Source organism: Isobaculum melis, assembly GCF_900111355.1.
GTDB lineage: Bacteria > Bacillota > Bacilli > Lactobacillales > Carnobacteriaceae > Isobaculum > Isobaculum melis.
In genome coordinates, this window is the sequence record NZ_FOHA01000003.1 from 137114 (window position 1) to 154729 (window position 17616).

Genomic DNA, 17616 nt, shown 5'->3' on the forward strand with positions numbered 1-17616 from the left:
AACAAATGATTCTTGCAACACTATATTATCTGTTGCCTTATATTTTGTCAAACTTTTTTTATATACTTATTTTTTTCTCCTAGTCCGTTGTTATAAGTTAATAATAAAAGGGTGGAAATATAATATTATTGTTAATTATTTTTTGGAAAATGTTTTTAATATATATGAACTCCTCCTTTTATAAATGAGTTAAAAAAGAATTGCCAAAAAATCAAATAAAATAACTTATCATAAGGGCTGACTAAAATAGCATCCAAAAGCACAACATGATATGATAGTAGACGAGATGAAATTGGATTTCCAATAGAAAAAGGTGACCTATCCAAATGAAGAAGAATGTATATGCAGTTGTAGATATCGAAACAACAGGGACAAATGTTGAGCAAGGTGGTAAAATGATTCAATTTGCTTGCTGTTTAATTGAAGCAGGCGCTGTTGTTCATCAATTTTCAACATTTATCAATCCAGGTATTAAAATACCCGAACAAATTACCCGCTTAACTGGGATTAAGCAACAAGATGTAGCAAATGAGCCTTATTTTGAAGATGTTGCACCCGTTATTTATGGGTTGCTGACAGATTGTATCTTTGTGGCGCATAATGTGCACTTTGATTATCAATTCTTATTAAGCGAATTTAATCATTGTGGCTACACAGATTTCAGGTTAACAGGAATGGATACAGTCGAGCTGTCTCAAATTTTGTTGCCTACCGAAATGAGCTACCGCTTAAGTGATTTAGCTGAAAGCTTACAGTTAGAACATGAAAATCCCCATCGAGCAGATAGCGATGCTTATGTCACAGCTGAATTATTTCTTTATTTACAAGAGAAAGCAGCTTCATTGCCACTTGTAACGATTGAAAAGTTAGTGGTATTTTCTGAGTATTTAATGATGGATACAGGGTTGTTTTTTGTGCATATTTTGGAAGAAATGAAGCATTGGGTGCCACCACTTGATCCTGCGATACAAGTCAAAAATGGGATTGCGATCCAAAAGCAGCAGGTATTTAATAGCCAACAAGAGTATCGACTAAACGCCCAATATCCCGAGACACGAGCAGAAAAAGTCACGTTGTTTCAATCATCCTATCAGTTAAGAGAAGCCCAAGAAAAAATGATGAATAAAATCCATCAGGTATTAGAAGGAGAACCACATCATCTTGCCATTGAAGCTCCAACAGGAATTGGGAAAACATTTGGTTACTTATTACCATTGGCCTATCATGCTAAGAAAAACGCACCAATTGTGGTGAGTACGTATACTAATTTATTACAATATCAGTTGTTTTATCAGGATATTGCAAAGTTAAAAGATATTTTACCTTTTGAGTTACAGGTTGCTTTGATTAAGGGAAGAAATCATTATCTGCATTTATCAAAATTTGAGCATATTTTAAAAGAGCCAAATGAAAATAAAAATGATGCTTTATTAAAAATGCAAGTGTTGGTCTGGTTAACGGCGACTAAGACAGGAGACTTAGATGAGCTTCATTTAGCGAGTAATCATCATTCCTTTTGGCAAAGAATTAAGCATAATGGCTGGGTCTTAAATAGTCAAAAAGATGAATGGTTTGCAGAAGATTTTTATTTATTGGCACAAAAAAGAAGTCAGCAAGCGGATTTGATTATTACCAATCATAGTGTTCTTTGTCAAAATTTAAGAACCAAGCGCCAGCTATTACCAGATTTTGAGTATTTAATGGTTGATGAAGCCCATCATTTGCATGATATGGCGATGCTAAGCTCTGAAGCACAGTTTTCTTATCAGCAAGGGAAATATTTGATGCAGGCTTTTGGGCATATTCATTTACCTCATACGCTATTAAGTCAGCTACAAAAAATCATGAAGGACTTAAAAATTTCGCAGCATCTATTAATGGATTTTGATATTAGCTTATTATTTATTGAAGAAAAGTTAGCAGAAATATTTGAAGGTCTGGTTCAATTAAATCAACTAGAGCATGGCACGATTCTTTCAGCTCAAGATCATATCCATGTTTTATTTGATCAAAATGAGGTTGAAAAATTATCTCCAGCTGTTCAACGTGGGATTCAAGAGTGTGTCCAAACCTTTGCAGAAGCAACAGAACAGAGCAGGGAGTTAATTACATTGTTTCAAACCCATGAGCAGCAATTGACTAAAGCAGATTTATTTATGATTGAATCCTTTGGTAGCCTATCAGATGATTTTCAGGAATATCACGGTCAGCTGAGTCAATTTTTTGATTTTGCAACCGTTGGCCAAGTAAAATGGCTGGAAATGAGTCGCAAAAATCCAAAAGGTAGCTTACAGTTAAAAATGAGTGCACCAGAAGTTCATTCATTTTTGAAAAAAGAATTGGTTGAGAAGGTTCCTTATTTGTTCTATACAGGAGGCACTTTATCAATTGGTCAGTCTTTTGAGTTCTTTAAAGCTGAAGTTGGGGAAACAGAGGCGCTTGAAACAACCATTTTAGAAAGTAATTTTGATTATAGTAAGCAAGCAAAGTTGGTCATTCCAAAAGAATTTCCTGCTATTAAAACCTTGTCTCAACAAAAATATACACAATTGGTTGTTAAAGCATTGAAAAAAATTGCAAAAGGGACAGATAAAAATGTGCTGGTATTATTTAATTCCTTAGAAATGTTAAAACATACCTATCAACAATTAAATGAATCGCCTTTATTTTCTAAAAAAGAATTAATGGCACAAGGTATTTCTGGTAGTAGGGAACGCCTGCTAAAACGCTTCTATCATAGTAAGGGGAGTATGCTATTAGGAAGTGAAAGCTTTTGGGAAGGCGTTGATTTGCCTGGTAGTGCCTTGGAAATATTGGTCATTGTCCGCTTACCATTTGAATCTCCTGCACAGCCGCTGGTTAAAGCGAGATATGAACGCCTGGAAGCAGAAGGACATCTACCATTTAAAGAGGATGCCTTACCAAGAGCCGCACTGCGTTTAAGACAAGGACTAGGTCGCTTAATTCGTAGTGAAACTGATAAAGGAATGATGATTTTATTAGATAATCGTTTGACTGATACAGACTATGGTCACTTTATTTTAGAAGCATTGCCTGAGGACTTACCAAAAGAAAAACAATTTTTATCTGATATTGTGGAAGAAATCCATGATTTTTTAAACTAAATTTAACGAAAAAACCGCTGAATCATCTATAATTTAGAAATAAAAGCTGTTATAATAAAGGACAATGAGTAATTTGGTGGTGAAAAGATGAAAAAATGGCTATTGATTAGCATAACAAGTGTCGTCACAATCGCGTGTATTATTTTCTTTGCAGTATATAGTACAGCAAGAGCGCCAAAGGCCAATGCAGAAGAAGAAACCATTGCTTTAGCAAAAAAACATGCAGATTTAGATACAGTTGATGATTTTTATTGGTACAATGGAAAAGAATCTTATTTCACCGTGACTGGTAAAGATACTTCAGGTGAAGCGATTGTTGTCATCGTCGCAAAAAATAATGGCAAAATGACTGTATTAAAACAAAGTGATGGCATTACTGAAGCCCAAGCTAGAGGGGTATTAACCCATGAAAAAGCGCCTGCTAAAATTTTAACAACCCGAATGGGCATGAAAGATAATACACCTATTTGGGAAATGAGTTATGAAGATGAAAACGGTCAATTAGGCTATTATTCAATTACTTTTAAAGATGGTACATGGGTGGAAGATGTTTCGAATATTTAATAGAATTTGGAGGTAGAAATCTTGGTTCAATTATCTAAAAGAGTGACAAATATGTCTCCTTCAGCAACATTTGCAATCGCAGCAAAAGCAAAAAAATTAAAAGATCAAGGGATTGATATTCTTTCTTTAAGTTTTGGAGAACCAGATTTTGTGACACCTAAGTCTATTCAAGAAGGTGCCATTCGTGCAATTGAATCTGGTGCTGCAAGTTTTTACACACCGTCTGCTGGCTTACCTCAATTAAAAGAAGCGATTTGTGCTGAAACTCTTCAAACAACTGGTGTGAAGTATGCTCCAACTGAAACAATTGTGACAGATGGTGCAAAATATGCTTTGTATTTATTATTTCAAGTCTTGTTAAACACAGGGGATGAAGTACTGATTCCAGCGCCATATTGGGTAAGTTACCCTGAACAAGTAAAATTAGCTGAGGGGCAGCCTGTCTTTGTGGAAACACATGCAGCTACAAAATATAAGGTCACAGTGGCTGATTTAGAAGCCAAAAGAACAGTAAAAACCAAAGCCCTGGTGATCAATACACCTTCTAATCCTACGGGCATGATTTATACGAAGGAAGAATTAACAGCCATTGGCAATTGGGCGGTTCAACATGATATTTTAATTGTTGCAGATGATATTTATGGAAAATTAGTCTATAATGGGTACACATCTGTTTCGATTGTTAGCATGAGTGAAGCGATTAAAAAGCAAACCATTTTGATTAATGGTGTGTCTAAAAGCTATGCAATGACTGGTTGGAGAATTGGTTATGCCCTTGGGAATGAAACCATCATTCAAAGAATGACCGATTTAGCGTCACATTCAACAAGTAATCCAAGTGCAGTTGCACAATATGCGGCAATAGAGGCTTTGACTGGTTCACAACAGTCAACGGAAGAGATGAGGCAGGCTTTTGAGACCCGTTTAAATCAGATATATCCATTGTTAATGAAGATACCTGGTGTGACATGTGAAAAACCAGAAGGTGCTTTTTACCTTTTTCCAGATGTTTCTGAAACCGCAAAACTTTGTGGCTATTCAAATGTAACAGATTTTGCATCTGCACTCCTTGAACAAGCACATGTTGCTGTTGTTCCAGGGATTGGCTTTGGTGCACCAGACAATATTCGGTTAAGTTATGCAGCTGATCTATTGGTTTTAGAAGCAGCAATGAAACGCATTCATGATTTTGTGATAGAAAAAATGAAATAAGATAATTATTTTGATTAAAGGAGCGTACAAACGTGGAGAGAATTACAATTAAACAAGCAAGTGATTATGTTGGCAAAGAAGTTGAAATTGGTGCTTGGGTTGCGAATAAACGTTCAAGTGGAAAAATTGCCTTTTTACAATTAAGAGATGGAACAGCTTATTTTCAAGGTGTAGTGGTTAAAAGTGAAGTAAGCGAAGAAGCATTTCAATTAGCTAAAGGCTTAAATCAAGAAACATCCATCTTAGTCAGAGGAACCATTCAAGAAGATAGCCGTTCAAAATTTGGTTATGAGCTCGTTGTAAGCGACATTGAAGTTATTGGTGAAAGCCATGATTACCCTATTACACCAAAAGAGCATGGGACTGAGTTCTTAATGGATCACCGTCATTTATGGTTACGTTCATCAAAACAACATGCCATTATGCAAATTCGTAATGAAATTATTCGTGCAACCTATGAATTTTTCAATCAAGAAGGATTTATTAAAATTGATCCGCCAATCCTAACAGGTAGCGCACCTGAAGGCACAACTGAGCTATTCCATACCAATTACTTTGATGAAGAAGCTTATTTATCTCAAAGTGGTCAATTATATATGGAAGCAGCAGCGATGGCTTTCGGTAAAGTCTTTTCATTTGGTCCAACTTTCCGTGCAGAAAAATCTAAAACAAGACGTCATTTAATTGAATTTTGGATGATGGAGCCTGAAATGGCCTTTATGGATCAAGAACAAAGCTTAGAAGTCCAAGAACAATATGTAGCTTTCTTGGTAAGTAATGTCTTAGCAAATTGTGATCATGCATTAGATGTTTTAGAAAGAGATCGTGAAGTCTTGAAAAAATATACCCAATTACCTTATCCACGTATCTCTTATGATGATGCAGTGACATTATTAAATAAAAATGGCTTTGATGATATTACATGGGGTGATGATTTTGGTTCACCACATGAAACCTATATTGCCAACTCATTTGAGAAACCAGTCTTCATTTTAAACTATCCAAAAGCAATCAAACCATTCTATACAAAACCACATCCAACGCGTGAAGATGTTGTGATTTGTTCAGATATGATTGCACCAGAAGGCTATGGTGAGATTATTGGTGGTAGTGAACGTGCGGTTGATTATGATTATCTATTAGAACGTATTCGTGAATTTGGCTTAAATGAAGAAGAATATGCTTGGTATTTAGATTTACGTAAATATGGAACTGTTCCTCATTCTGGTTTTGGTTTAGGCTTAGAAAGAGCTGTTACTTGGATTTCTGGAATTGAACATATCCGTGAAGCGATTCCATTCCCACGTTTGTTAAACAGAATTTATCCTTAATAAAAAGTAAAAATCCTGCATTCTTGTATATGCAGGATTTTTTTGAAATATATTAGAGGAAGAGAGCTATTTAATTGTGGCTGAAGCCTTCGATTTTATTATTGTTTAATAATGCTTGGCTTTTATTGCTTAAACTGTGTTAATTAGCAGATTCAGTATACTAAAAAAAGGTATTGAAATAAAAGGTTGTAGCGTATTTTTTTAAAAAAGCAAGTCTTTCTTTTTAAGTGATAGACTGCTATGATAGTGTTAGTAAACTTTAGAAAGCGGTTACGTTTTTAATGAGCATCTGATGATGGAAGCTTCTCCAAAATTTACTAAAAATAAAATGTGAAATATTGAGCATTTTTAAAATTAGGGAGGAATTAAGTATGAAACGTGTAGAAGGAAAAGTAGCAATTATTACTGGAGCAGGAAATGGAATGGGGAAAGAGAGTGCCATTTTACTTGCTGCAGAAGGGGCAAAAGTAGTTGCAACAGATATTCAATTAGAGGCTGTTGAAGCAGTTGTCAAAGAAATTTTAGCTAATGGTGGCGATGCAATCGCTATTAAACATGATGTAGCTAATGAAGCTGAATGGAAGCAAGTTGTTGCTGAAACAACTGCTAAATATGGTAAATTAGATATTTTAGTGAATAATGCAGGGATTTCTTTTGACAAACCATTTGGTGAATTAACCCTAACTGATTGGGGAAGAGTGATGCAAATTAATGTAGACAGTGTCTTCCTTGGTACACAATTAGCTATTCCTGAGATGCAAAAAAATGGTGGTGGCTCCATCATTAATATTTCATCAATGGCAGCTATTATTGGAAACTGTGGCGCTGGTCCATATACTGCAAGTAAGGGCGCGGTTCGCTCATTAACAAAAGCAGTAGCACATGACTATGCAAAAGATGCGATTCGTTCAAACTCCATTCATCCAGGATATATTGAAACAGCGATGACAAAAGAATTATTTGCAAATCCAGCTTATAAAGAATGGTTTGTGAATAATACACCACTTCCATATTTAGGAGAAGGAAAAGATATTGCGAATGCTGTTTTATTCCTTGGCTCAGATGAATCTAAATTCATTACAGGAGTTGAATTACCAATTGATGGCGGGATTGTAGCTGGCTAATTGTCTCTAAAAAAATTCAAGCCTTTCTTTTCCGTTCAAACACTGGTATGCTAATGGTAAATGAATATTTGAAAGAATATCCAAATTAAATAAGCGCGTCTTTTTTGTTCGATGATTATGCTATAAAAAATTTGGTAATAAAGGTAGCAATGTTTTTATTATTTGGTTTAAAAAGTATCTAGGATTCGGAAATGAGGATGAAAAAATGCAAGTATTTGAAAAGGAAAATAGTCTTTCTGCTATCAATGCAGAGGGCAAAGAAATTGCTGAATTAACTTTTACATATCTGGATGAGTCCATTATTATTGTGGAGCATCTATATGTAGGGATTCATTATAGAGGACAAGGCATTGCCAAAACATTGGTCAATAAAATTGTTGAGAAAGCCAAACAAGAGTCTAAAAAAATTATGCCTTATTGTACCTTTACAAGAGCTGAATTTAGAAAATCTAGCGCTTATCAAAAAGTAGAATTTGAACAGCAAATAAGTGAAGCTGAAATACCTCAAAAGGTTTAACTTTTGGGGTGTTTTTCTTTCAAAAATGAGCAGAAGAGAGGAGCCAGTAAAAATGGATGCACAATCAATTAAAGCCGTTACATACTTATCTAAACAACCTATCTTACATATGGATATGCTCCAGCTTATTGCTCGAGGGACTACTCAAATAATCGCTGTTTCAGATGAAGGGGTGTTACTTTTTGATACGATGAGTCAAGCTTATTTTGTGACAGCTAACTCTGAACCTTACTCCTTACGCCATATTAAAAGCATACAACAAATCAAACAAAATATGACTTCATTCCTGATCCAATAATCTTGTGAATCAAGCTCCTCACCAAAAACTAACCAAGCAATCCTAATCTGCTCACTTGTGTGGGACCATTTTTTTCATCAAATTTAGTTGAATTCATGGTGAAGTATTTGTTTCCAGTAATAAATTTTTGATATTTATCAAAAAATTGATAGCTTATCTTATATGCCCATCCTATACATACTTAATCTCATTCATAAATCTAATTAGCTGTACTAAAAAAGTTTGGATATTCCTTTGGAATCCAAACTTTTTTCTTGTTTTAAATGCTAAAAAGAGGCTTCAAATTTGAAAAATGAGGAAAAGAAGTTCATACTATTAGATGAGACATAAAAAAATTATGATAGATGAGGTGATGAATTTGTTAAAACTAGAACATGTATCAAAGGTTTACAAAGGCGGAAAAAAAGCTGTAGACGATGTCACACTGTCCTTTAACAAAGGAGAATTTATCGCATTCATAGGAACCAGTGGTAGTGGTAAAACAACGACGATGCGCATGATTAATCGGATGATTGAACCGACATCAGGAAAAATTACACTTGATGGAGAAGACCTTAGTCAAAAAGATCCTGTTCACTTACGAAGAGGGATTGGCTATGTGATTCAACAAATTGGGTTGCTGCCACATTTAACCATTCGAGACAATATTGTCTTAGTTCCAAAATTACTCAAATGGCCAGACGAAAAACGTCAAGAAATTGCAAAGAATTTAATTGAATTAGTTGATTTACCAGAAGAATTTTTAGACCGCTATCCTGGTGAATTATCTGGTGGGCAACAACAAAGAATTGGAGTTGTCAGAGCACTTGCTGCTGATCAAGATATTATCTTAATGGACGAACCTTTTGGTGCACTAGATCCAATTACAAGAGATTCTTTACAAGATTTAGTAAAGGACTTACAACAAAGACTCGGGAAAACGATTATTTTTGTTACCCATGATATGGATGAAGCGATTAAGCTAGCTGATCGAATTGTCATTATGCGAGAAGGCAAGGTCGTGCAATTTGATACACCTGAAAATATTTTACGTGAACCAGCTGATAAATTTGTTGAAGAATTTATTGGTGAAGATCGCTTGTTACAAGCCAGACCAAATGTTACTACAGTAGAGCAAATCATGCTAAAAACACCTGTTTCAATTTCGCCAGCTAAATCATTAAACGAAGCGATTAAATTAATGCGTGATAAACGTGTGGATACCTTATTAGTTGTGGATGATGCAGGTTTCTTAAAAGGGTTTATTGATGTTGAAAGCATTGATTACAATAAAAATAAAGCAACTAGTGTAGCAGATATTATGAATAAACAAGTTTTCTTTGTTCGTAAAGATTCTCTGATTAGAGATACTGTTCAACGAATTCTAAAACGTGGGATTAAAAACGTACCAGTTGTGGATGAAAACAGTAAATTAGTTGGGATTGTGACTAGAACCAGCTTAGTAGATATGGTTTATGATTCTATTTGGGGAGACGATTCAGAGGATGAATCAGATGCAGCTGAGGTTCATAGCACAACAACAGAAAAAGTAGAGTAAAGGAGGAAATGACATGATACAGTTTTTACAAACATATGGTTCAGAGTTAATGGTAAAAATTGGAGAACACCTTTATATTTCCTTTTTTGCTTTATTATTAGGTGTTGTTGTCGCCGTACCACTTGGAATTTTACTCACAAGATTTCATAAAGCAGCTTCTTTCTTTATTGGATTAGCTAGTATTTTACAAACGGTGCCATCTTTAGCCATTTTAGCTTTGATGATTCCTGTTCTAGGAATTGGTAAATTTCCAGCAATAGTTGCATTATTTGTTTACTCTTTATTGCCAATCTTAAGAAACACTTATTTAGGTGTAAAAAATGTTGATCCGAACTTAAAGGATGCAGCCAAAGGAATGGGCATGACAACAATGCAGCAAATTATCATGGTAGAAGTTCCTTTAGCGATGCCTGTGATTATGTCAGGAATTAGATTAGGTGCTGTTTATGTCATTGCATGGGCAACCTTAGCCTCCTACATTGGTGCTGGTGGTTTAGGCGATTTCATTTTCAATGGCTTAAACTTATATCAAACCGATTTAATTTTAGGTGGTGCGATTCCTGTAACCCTATTAGCAATGCTAACAGACTTTTTACTAGGCATACTTGAAACAAAGCTTTCACCAGTATTTTTACGAACAGAAAAATAGGAGGGTACACAGAATGAAAAAGAAAAGAATCATTCAAACTTTTGTTGTAACGCTGTGTGCGATGCTCTTATTGTCAGGCTGTTCGTTACCAGGACTTGGTGGCGGTAGTGATAAAAATAGCATTAAAGTAACAGCACTTTCAACAACCGAAAGTCAAATTTTATCTTATATGATTAAAGATCTTGTGGAGCATGAGACTGATTATAAAGTAGAAATTATTGGTAATTTAGGCTCGGCTTATGTGAATCATCAAGCTTTAGTGAATAAAGAAGCTGATATTTCTTCTACAAGATATACCGGAACCGATTTAATGGGCGTACTTGGACTGCCTGCTGAAAAAGATACAGCAAAAGCTTTAAAAATTGTTCAAAAGGAATTTGATGAACGCTATGACCAAATTTGGATGCCATCTTATGGTTTTACAAATAGCTATGCTTTTATGGTGACCAAAGAAACAGCTGAAAAATATGGTTTAGAGAAAGTCAGTGATTTATCCAAAGTTTCAGATCAACTAGTGGCAGGTGCAGATAGTACTTGGTTGAAACGAAAAGGGGATGGCTATGATGCTTTCCAAGAAACCTATGGCTTTGATTTTAAAAAAATTTATCCGATGCAAATTGGCTTGGTTTATGATGCTTTAGAAGCTGGTAAAATGGATGTTGTCTTGGGCTATACCACAGATGGCCGGATCTCTAGCTATGATTTAGTTGTATTAGAGGATGATTTGAAATTCTTCCCACCCTATGATGCAAGTATGGTTGTGCGCAAGGAATCCTTAAAGGAACATCCAGGACTAGAAGAGGTTATCAATAAACTTAATGGCAAGATTACAACAGAAGAAATGCAAAAATTAAACTATCGTGCAGACAATGATTTAGTTGAGCCTGCAATTGTGGCAAAAGAATTCCTTGTAGAGCATCATTACTTTGACGATGATAAAGGAGGCGACTAGCATGGAAAATATGAATACTTGGGAACAATTATTGACCTATTTCCAAACAAATGGTTCATATGTACTTGCTCAGTTTGTACGCCATTTTCTGATTTCAATTTATGGGGTACTATTTGCAGCAATCGTTGCGATTCCCTTAGGTATTTTAATTGCCAGACATCGTAAATTATCTAGTTGGGTGATTAGTATGGCCAATGTAATTCAAACGATTCCTTCTCTAGCTTTACTTGGGATGATTATGGTTGTACTTGGTTTAGGGACCAATACGGTCATTGTAGCAGTCTTTTTATACTCGATTTTACCGATTTTAAAAAACACCTATACTGGGATTAAAAGTGTTGATAAAAACTTAGTGGATTCTGGTAAAGGAATGGGTATGACCAAATTTCAAGTTTTAACGATGATTGAGTTACCACTCTCACTATCTGTGATTATGGCAGGGATTAGAAATGCCTTAGTTGTTGCCATTGGTGTCACTGCAATCGGTGCTTTTATTGGTGCAGGTGGTTTAGGGGATATTATTATTCGTGGAACAAATGCCACAAATGGAGGTGCGATTATTTTAGCAGGAGCTTTACCAACTGCTTTAATGGCTGTCCTTTCTGATTTGTTATTAGGCTTTATTGAGAAAAAATTAAATCCTTTAGCCAATAAAACTATTTCATAAAAAATAAAGCTTACTTTCAGCTAAGAGAGTAAGCTTTATTTTTTAAAAGTTTTTACTGAAAAAAGAAATAAAATAAAGTAGGCCAAGACAAGCTAAGCCAAAGCTTAAAATGCTAATAAGCAACATCAAAAATTTCAATTGTTTTGCTTTAAATGTACGTAATCCAAAATAGCCACCAATGCTACCAATGATTAAAGTTGCACCTGCATAGATCAGTGTAAGAGTGGTAAAAGATGCGGTTTTATTTGTTTGTAATAATAAATACCCCAATCCCGCTGCTAAAAGTAAACCTAAAAAAGCCAATAAAGGTGCTTTTTTAGATGTTGGGCGACCACCAGCAAAACTCAATCCAGATTGGCTACCTACAAAGTATTTTTTTTTCATATCATCTTCTCCTATATATTGTTAGCTTAAGTCTACACCGGTTTAAATCTACTTGTCTAGTTAAATTTTAATGATAGAGCGCAATATCAGCCTATCAGATTGAAGGATTTCTTGCAAGTTGTTACTAAAAGAGGCATAATAAGAGGTGCAATTATAATGATATAAATTAAATAACGCGTAAGGAGATAACAAATGACATTTAAAATGATTACAGATTCCTGTTGTGATTTACCAGCAAGTTTTTTAGCCGAACATGATATTGATATTGTGAGTATGATTGTCACAATGGATAATAAAGAATATATTGATGATATGGGTAAAACCTTTGATGTTGAATGGTTTTATCAACAATTAAAAGAAGGCAAACAAGCAAGCACCTCGCAAATTAATTTAGGGACTTATTATGAAACATTTAAACCCTATGTTGAACAAAAAATGCCTGTTTTATATTTAGCCTTTTCTTCTGCTCTAAGTGGTTCTTATAACAATGCTTTAGCAGCTGTTCAAATGCTAAAAGACGAATTTGATCAAGTGGATGTAGTGGTACTTGATACAAAAGCAGCGTGTCTTGGTGAAGGAATGCTCGTTTATGAAGCAGCACTCATGAAAGCTGCAGGAAAAAGTCGTGAAGAAGTAATGGACTGGTTAGCAGAAAATGCCGGAAAAGTACATTCTTGGGTAACCGTAGATGATTTAAATCATCTTGAAAGAGGCGGTCGTATTTCTAAAACTGCAGCAGCAGTGGGTTCTTTACTTAATGTAAAACCGATTATTGTGGTAGATAAAGAAGGCGCTTTGATTTCAGTTGGAAAAGCAAGAGGACGTAAAAAATCAATTGAAACCCTCATAAAAAATACAATTGATGGGATTGTGGACTCAGAAAAACAAACCTTGTTTGTTGGACATGTTGGTGTACCAGAAGATGGTGAATATATCAAAGAACGTTTAGCTGAAGCTTTAAAGGTTAAAGAGATTATAGTCTTAGGCTTCGGTCCAACAATTGCTGCACATACTGGTTTTGGTTCGCTAGCTGTGTTTAGTTTTGGAAAAGAAAGATAATGAGATGATGATGCAAAAGGCTCCTTTTTCGAGCCTTTTTTTATTTTATCAGTTGCTTCTGATTGAATCCGTTTTCAAAAAAGCCTATAATGAAAGTGTACGTTTTGATAGAAACGGAGGAAAATAGATGTATCTTGCAGATGAAAAGCGTTATGATAAAATGATTTACAATCGTGTTGGGAAAAGTGGTTTAAAATTACCAGCTATTTCCTTAGGGTTATGGCACAATTTTGGTGGTGTCGATTTATTTGAAAATGGGCGTAAAATGACACGAAGAGCCTTTGACTTAGGGATTACTCATTTTGATTTAGCCAATAACTATGGTCCACCACCAGGAAGTGCTGAAGAAAACTTTGGTAAGCTCATGGCTCAAGATTTTAAACCTTATCGCGATGAATTAATTATTTCGACTAAAGCAGGCTATTATATGTGGCCAGGGCCATATGGTGAATGGGGCTCAAAAAAATATTTGGTTTCAAGCTTAGATCAAAGCTTAACAAGAATGGGTTTAGATTATGTGGATATTTTTTACTCACATCGTCCAGATCCAAATACACCATTTGAAGAAACCGCTCATGCTTTAGATTTGCTTGTTCGCCAAGGGAAAGCTTTATATGTTGGGATTTCAAGCTACTCTGCAGAAGAAACAAAAGAAATGTCTAAGATTTTCAAATCTTTAGGAACACCTTTTGTGATTCACCAACCTTCTTATTCTATGTTTAATCGCTGGATTGAAGATGGTCTGCAGGATGCACTAGAAGAAGATGGCATTGGTAGTATTGCTTTTAGTCCTTTGGCACAAGGTCTGTTAACAAACCGTTATCTTAATGGGATTCCAGCTGATTCAAGAGCGGGCAGAGATGCTGAAGCAAGTCCATTCTTAAGACCTGATAAGGTAAATGAAACATTAGAAAAAGTGAAAGCATTAAATCTAGTGGCTCAAGAACGAAATCAAACACTAGCTGAGATGGCTGTTTCTTGGATTTTAAGAGACAATAAAGTGACAAGTGTTTTAGTGGGAGCAAGTAAAGTTAGTCAAATTGAAGATAATGTTAAGGCATTAGACAATTTAACTTTTTCAAAAGAAGAATTACAACAAATTGAGCACATTTTAAAATAGATTCACGAAGAGTACAGCTTATAGCTGTGCTCTTTTTTCTAACTTCTATGATTTAAATATCCTATCAAATCATGTATACTAATGAATGAAGAATATACGGACGAGGTGGAAGAAGTGAAAACAATTGATATCGAAAATTGCTTCATTGCGCAAATAAGGAATCAAGATCAACCAGAATTAGTCGATTTTTTAGCCAATGAACCTATTTATTTGACCAAACAGCAATTTTCAACAGATAACCAGCAAAAAAAATCCTATTTTGAAACAACAAATAAAAGTTTAGCCTTATTAAATCAAAATAAAATATGTATGGCTGTCCTGACCTTAAGTGCGCCTAAAAATAAAATCGATGCTTGGATCATCGAAGTTTTAGCTTTTAGTAAAGCTTATCAAACGGCAGAAAATCAAAAGCAAATGTTTCAAGCTTTTGTAGAAATGTTGGCGCAACATCATTTAGCAGCTTTAAAAATAAAGGATGACAATCAATGTCATCCCGCTTTATGGGCACAAATGAAATTTGCTAAAAACCATCAGAATCAAGCTGTTTATTTGATTTTAAAGCCACATAAAAAAGCCCTAGTTCTTGGCGGTGGTGGTGCGAAAGGCTCTTATCAAATTGGTGTGTGGAAAGCCTTTATTGAATTAAATGAACAGTTTAAAATCGTTGTTGGGACTTCAGTTGGTGCTTTAAATGGTGGACTGATTGTCCAAGGAGATTATGAGCTTGCACAAAAAATGTGGCAGGACATTGACACCAGTCATATCTTAGATTTTAAGACAAATATTGATGGTACAACCATTGAAGGCTATCAAGAATTACTCAAAAAATTTACTTTTCAAGCCTTAAAAGACAAAGGCTTACGCACAGAACCCTTGAAAAATATCTTAGAAGAATTGCTAGATGAAGTCAAAATGCGTGGAGCTGGGATTGAATTTGGCTTAACCACCACTTCACTTCCAAAATTTGAAAAAGTAAAGAAATTTTTAACCGAGATTCCTTATGGTCAAGTTGCTGCTTATCTACTAGCTAGCTCTTCCTTTTTCCCAATGATGCAGCCAGCCAAAATAGATGGACAATATTTCATGGATGGCGGCTATCATGATAATGTGCCTGTAGATTTAGCCTTAGAAAAAGAGGCAACAGAATTGGTCATTGTTGATGTGAAAGGTTTAGGAATGACGCCAAAAATGTTGATTCCTGATTATGTATTAACTAAGACGATTATCAGCAAATGGAACCTAGGAGCATTGCTCTTTTTTGATGGGACACGTTCCAAACAAAATATGGCATTAGGCTACTTGGAGACAATGAAAGCTTATGGCAAATATATGGGGAATTGGTACACCTTTGAAACAAATGACTTTCAAGCACATCAAACGAAAATGTATCGCCAATTTAGTCATTTTATGGCGAGCTTAAAAGAAGATTTTCCAATTTTATATACCACCATTTCAGGCTCGGGCATTAAATTGTTGCGTTCCTTACAGCAAGATTGGGGCGACCGCATCACCAAAGATGAATTGGTTTATGCGCTTCAAGAAATTGCTGGAAAAATCTTTGAATTATCGCCTACACAAGTGTATTCATTTGAAGCATTTGATCAACTTTTAAGTCAAGCAAAAGAAGACAAAGTAGCGGAACAAACTAGCAATAGCTTAAAAGGGGTTTATGCTGGAGAAGAATTTTTAAATGCCTTATTAACAAAATTACCTACAATGTCTGATCGAAAAGTGATTGCCTTATGTTTAGCATTACTTACTGAAAAAACACAGATTAAAAATCAACAAACCTTACAACAACTTATTAAACGTCGTCCAAAATTATTTTCTGTTGCACTCTATCTTTATTTAATTGCCTAACCAATGAAAAATGCTACAAAATCCTTTTAAAATGTGCTAAACTAGTTCTTATATGATTTTAAAGGAGCGAATAAATTTGGCAAAAGAGTTTTCTTATGAAATTATGGAAGAAATTGCCGTTTTATCTGAAAATGCAAAAGGATGGACAAGAGAGCTTAATTTAATTAGCTGGAATGGAAATCCACCAAAGTTTGATTTACGAGATTGGGCTCCTGACCATGAAAAAATGGGCAAAGGAATCACCTTATCAAATGAAGAGCTACAAGCCCTAAAAAAAGTATTAAAAGAGATGTAATCAAAGAAAAGAGGCTTAAGGCTTATGAAGAGTATGACAGCATATGGCAGTGGCTTTGCTGAAAATGAAACCTATCAAGTAGAGGTTGAAATCAAGTCTGTAAACCATCGTTTTATTGAAATCCTTTTTAGAATGCCAAAAGAAATGATTTCCTTTGAGACGATTCTTCGTCAATTAACCAAAAATCAGTTAACTAGGGGCCGCGTAGAAATCTTTGTTCATTTGACTAAAAATCGATTGAATAAAAAAAGTTTAACGGTCGAGTGGCACTTACTTGATCAATATGTTGAAATGATTGGAGAAGCGAATCAACGTTATCAGCACCAAAAAATCGATTTTACGAACACCTTGGCTGGTTTGCTAAATAATCAATACTTCATGTCTATTGAGGATACTGCAATGGTTGCAGATGATATTGAAGCCTTATTATTAACAGCAACTGAGGAAGCCTTGGCACAACATATACTAATGAGAAATAAAGAAGGCGCGCTTTTGATGCGAGTCATTGCAACACATTTAGCTGATTTTCAAGCCGCTTTAGAAATTGTTAAAAAAGAAATGCCACATTTTGAAGCACACTACCGACAGCGTTTAGAAACAAAAATGAAAGAAGTAGTAGGCAATCTGATAGATGAGCCACGCCTGTTAACCGAGCTTGCGATATTTCTTGAAAAAGCAGATATTCAAGAAGAAGTAACACGCTTAGATAGTCATATTCAGCAACTGATGGATATCTTTCAAGAGGAAGAGCCAATTGGCCGTAAATTAGATTTTTTAATTCAAGAAATGAACCGTGAAGTCAATACAATTGGTTCAAAGTCAACAGTGCTTTCAATTACAAATGCAGTAGTGACGATGAAAACAGAGTTAGAAAAAATGAGAGAGCAAATTCAAAACATTGAATAAATAGATGTTTTTATAA

17 protein-coding genes are annotated in these 17616 nt (G+C 35.0%); 16 read left to right on the plus strand and 1 reads right to left on the minus strand.

Going from position 1 to position 17616, the window contains the following annotated elements; genetic code table 11:
* Positions 1-326 precede the first annotated feature (326 nt).
* From dinG to BMW29_RS04140, 11 genes are all read left to right on the plus strand, one after another.
* Entirely contained in the window at positions 327-3125 is a 2799-nt protein-coding gene (dinG, locus tag BMW29_RS04090) for an ATP-dependent DNA helicase DinG (protein ID WP_092650613.1), read from the plus strand.
* A gap of 87 nt (positions 3126-3212) precedes the next feature.
* Positions 3213-3689 (plus strand): cell wall elongation regulator TseB-like domain-containing protein, encoded by a 477-nt coding sequence (locus tag BMW29_RS04095; protein WP_092650615.1) that lies wholly within the window; start codon positions 3213-3215, stop codon positions 3687-3689.
* A 51-nt stretch (positions 3690-3740) separates the two neighbouring features.
* The gene (locus tag BMW29_RS04100) at positions 3741-4901 is read left to right on the plus strand and encodes a pyridoxal phosphate-dependent aminotransferase (protein ID WP_092650717.1); all 1161 of its coding nucleotides are present in this window, start codon (positions 3741-3743) and stop codon (positions 4899-4901) included.
* 32 nt (positions 4902-4933) lie between these two features.
* The gene (asnS, locus tag BMW29_RS04105; protein ID WP_092650617.1) at positions 4934-6232 is read left to right on the plus strand and encodes an asparagine--tRNA ligase; all 1299 of its coding nucleotides are present in this window, start codon (positions 4934-4936) and stop codon (positions 6230-6232) included.
* Between the two features lie 371 nt (positions 6233-6603).
* Complete coding sequence (locus tag BMW29_RS04110; protein WP_092650619.1) at positions 6604-7356, plus strand: SDR family NAD(P)-dependent oxidoreductase; 753 nt, start codon at positions 6604-6606, stop codon at positions 7354-7356.
* A 205-nt stretch (positions 7357-7561) separates the two neighbouring features.
* Complete coding sequence (locus BMW29_RS04115) at positions 7562-7873, plus strand: GNAT family N-acetyltransferase (protein WP_092650621.1); 312 nt, start codon at positions 7562-7564, stop codon at positions 7871-7873.
* 52 nt (positions 7874-7925) lie between these two features.
* Entirely contained in the window at positions 7926-8171 is a 246-nt protein-coding gene (locus BMW29_RS04120) for a hypothetical protein (protein ID WP_092650623.1), read from the plus strand.
* Between the two features lie 352 nt (positions 8172-8523).
* Positions 8524-9708, plus strand: a complete 1185-nt coding sequence (locus BMW29_RS04125; RefSeq protein ID WP_425431585.1) for a betaine/proline/choline family ABC transporter ATP-binding protein — start codon at positions 8524-8526, stop codon at positions 9706-9708.
* Between the two features lie 13 nt (positions 9709-9721).
* The gene (locus tag BMW29_RS04130) at positions 9722-10357 is read left to right on the plus strand and encodes an ABC transporter permease (protein ID WP_092650625.1); all 636 of its coding nucleotides are present in this window, start codon (positions 9722-9724) and stop codon (positions 10355-10357) included.
* Positions 10358-10370: 13 nt separating this feature from the next.
* The gene (locus BMW29_RS04135; RefSeq protein ID WP_092650627.1) at positions 10371-11309 is read left to right on the plus strand and encodes an osmoprotectant ABC transporter substrate-binding protein; all 939 of its coding nucleotides are present in this window, start codon (positions 10371-10373) and stop codon (positions 11307-11309) included.
* Between the two features lies 1 nt (position 11310).
* Positions 11311-11976, plus strand: a complete 666-nt coding sequence (locus BMW29_RS04140; RefSeq protein ID WP_092650629.1) for an ABC transporter permease — start codon at positions 11311-11313, stop codon at positions 11974-11976.
* Positions 11977-12018: 42 nt separating this feature from the next.
* Here the strand turns inward: BMW29_RS04140 and BMW29_RS04145 are convergent, their stop codons facing one another.
* Complete coding sequence (locus BMW29_RS04145) at positions 12019-12360, minus strand: hypothetical protein (protein ID WP_092650631.1); 342 nt, start codon at positions 12358-12360, stop codon at positions 12019-12021.
* Positions 12361-12552: 192 nt separating this feature from the next.
* Between BMW29_RS04145 and BMW29_RS04150 the strand changes: the two genes are divergently transcribed.
* The 5 genes from BMW29_RS04150 (at position 12553) to BMW29_RS04170 (ending at position 17600) form a co-directional block, all read left to right on the plus strand.
* Positions 12553-13419: a DegV family protein gene (locus BMW29_RS04150; RefSeq protein ID WP_092650633.1), complete on the plus strand. Its 867-nt coding sequence runs from the start codon at positions 12553-12555 to the stop codon at positions 13417-13419.
* 127 nt (positions 13420-13546) lie between these two features.
* On the plus strand, positions 13547-14539 hold the full coding sequence (gene mgrA, locus BMW29_RS04155) for an L-glyceraldehyde 3-phosphate reductase (protein ID WP_092650635.1): 993 nt from the start codon (positions 13547-13549) through the stop codon (positions 14537-14539).
* A 114-nt stretch (positions 14540-14653) separates the two neighbouring features.
* Positions 14654-16399 carry a patatin-like phospholipase family protein gene (locus BMW29_RS04160; RefSeq protein WP_177165665.1) on the plus strand — a complete coding sequence of 582 codons (1746 nt, stop codon included), beginning with the start codon at positions 14654-14656 and terminating at the stop codon, positions 16397-16399.
* A gap of 76 nt (positions 16400-16475) precedes the next feature.
* Positions 16476-16694, plus strand: a complete 219-nt coding sequence (locus BMW29_RS04165) for a YdbC family protein (RefSeq protein WP_092650639.1) — start codon at positions 16476-16478, stop codon at positions 16692-16694.
* Positions 16695-16718: 24 nt separating this feature from the next.
* Entirely contained in the window at positions 16719-17600 is an 882-nt protein-coding gene (locus BMW29_RS04170) for a YicC/YloC family endoribonuclease (RefSeq protein WP_092650641.1), read from the plus strand.
* Positions 17601-17616 lie beyond the last annotated feature (16 nt).

Coding starts and splice junctions, on each gene's coding strand:
- mgrA (WP_092650635.1), top strand. CDS start 13,547: ATGTATCTTGCAGATGAAAAGCGTTATGATAAAATGATTTACAATCGT.
- dinG (WP_092650613.1), top strand. CDS start 327: ATGAAGAAGAATGTATATGCAGTTGTAGATATCGAAACAACAGGGACA.
- BMW29_RS04145 (WP_092650631.1), bottom strand. CDS start 12,360: ATGAAAAAAAAATACTTTGTAGGTAGCCAATCTGGATTGAGTTTTGCT.
- BMW29_RS04125 (WP_425431585.1), top strand. CDS start 8,524: ATGAATTTGTTAAAACTAGAACATGTATCAAAGGTTTACAAAGGCGGA.
- BMW29_RS04170 (WP_092650641.1), top strand. CDS start 16,719: ATGAAGAGTATGACAGCATATGGCAGTGGCTTTGCTGAAAATGAAACC.
- BMW29_RS04135 (WP_092650627.1), top strand. CDS start 10,371: ATGAAAAAGAAAAGAATCATTCAAACTTTTGTTGTAACGCTGTGTGCG.
- BMW29_RS04150 (WP_092650633.1), top strand. CDS start 12,553: ATGACATTTAAAATGATTACAGATTCCTGTTGTGATTTACCAGCAAGT.
- BMW29_RS04095 (WP_092650615.1), top strand. CDS start 3,213: ATGAAAAAATGGCTATTGATTAGCATAACAAGTGTCGTCACAATCGCG.
- BMW29_RS04120 (WP_092650623.1), top strand. CDS start 7,926: ATGGATGCACAATCAATTAAAGCCGTTACATACTTATCTAAACAACCT.
- BMW29_RS04140 (WP_092650629.1), top strand. CDS start 11,311: ATGGAAAATATGAATACTTGGGAACAATTATTGACCTATTTCCAAACA.
- BMW29_RS04110 (WP_092650619.1), top strand. CDS start 6,604: ATGAAACGTGTAGAAGGAAAAGTAGCAATTATTACTGGAGCAGGAAAT.
- BMW29_RS04100 (WP_092650717.1), top strand. CDS start 3,741: ATGTCTCCTTCAGCAACATTTGCAATCGCAGCAAAAGCAAAAAAATTA.
- BMW29_RS04130 (WP_092650625.1), top strand. CDS start 9,722: ATGATACAGTTTTTACAAACATATGGTTCAGAGTTAATGGTAAAAATT.
- BMW29_RS04115 (WP_092650621.1), top strand. CDS start 7,562: ATGCAAGTATTTGAAAAGGAAAATAGTCTTTCTGCTATCAATGCAGAG.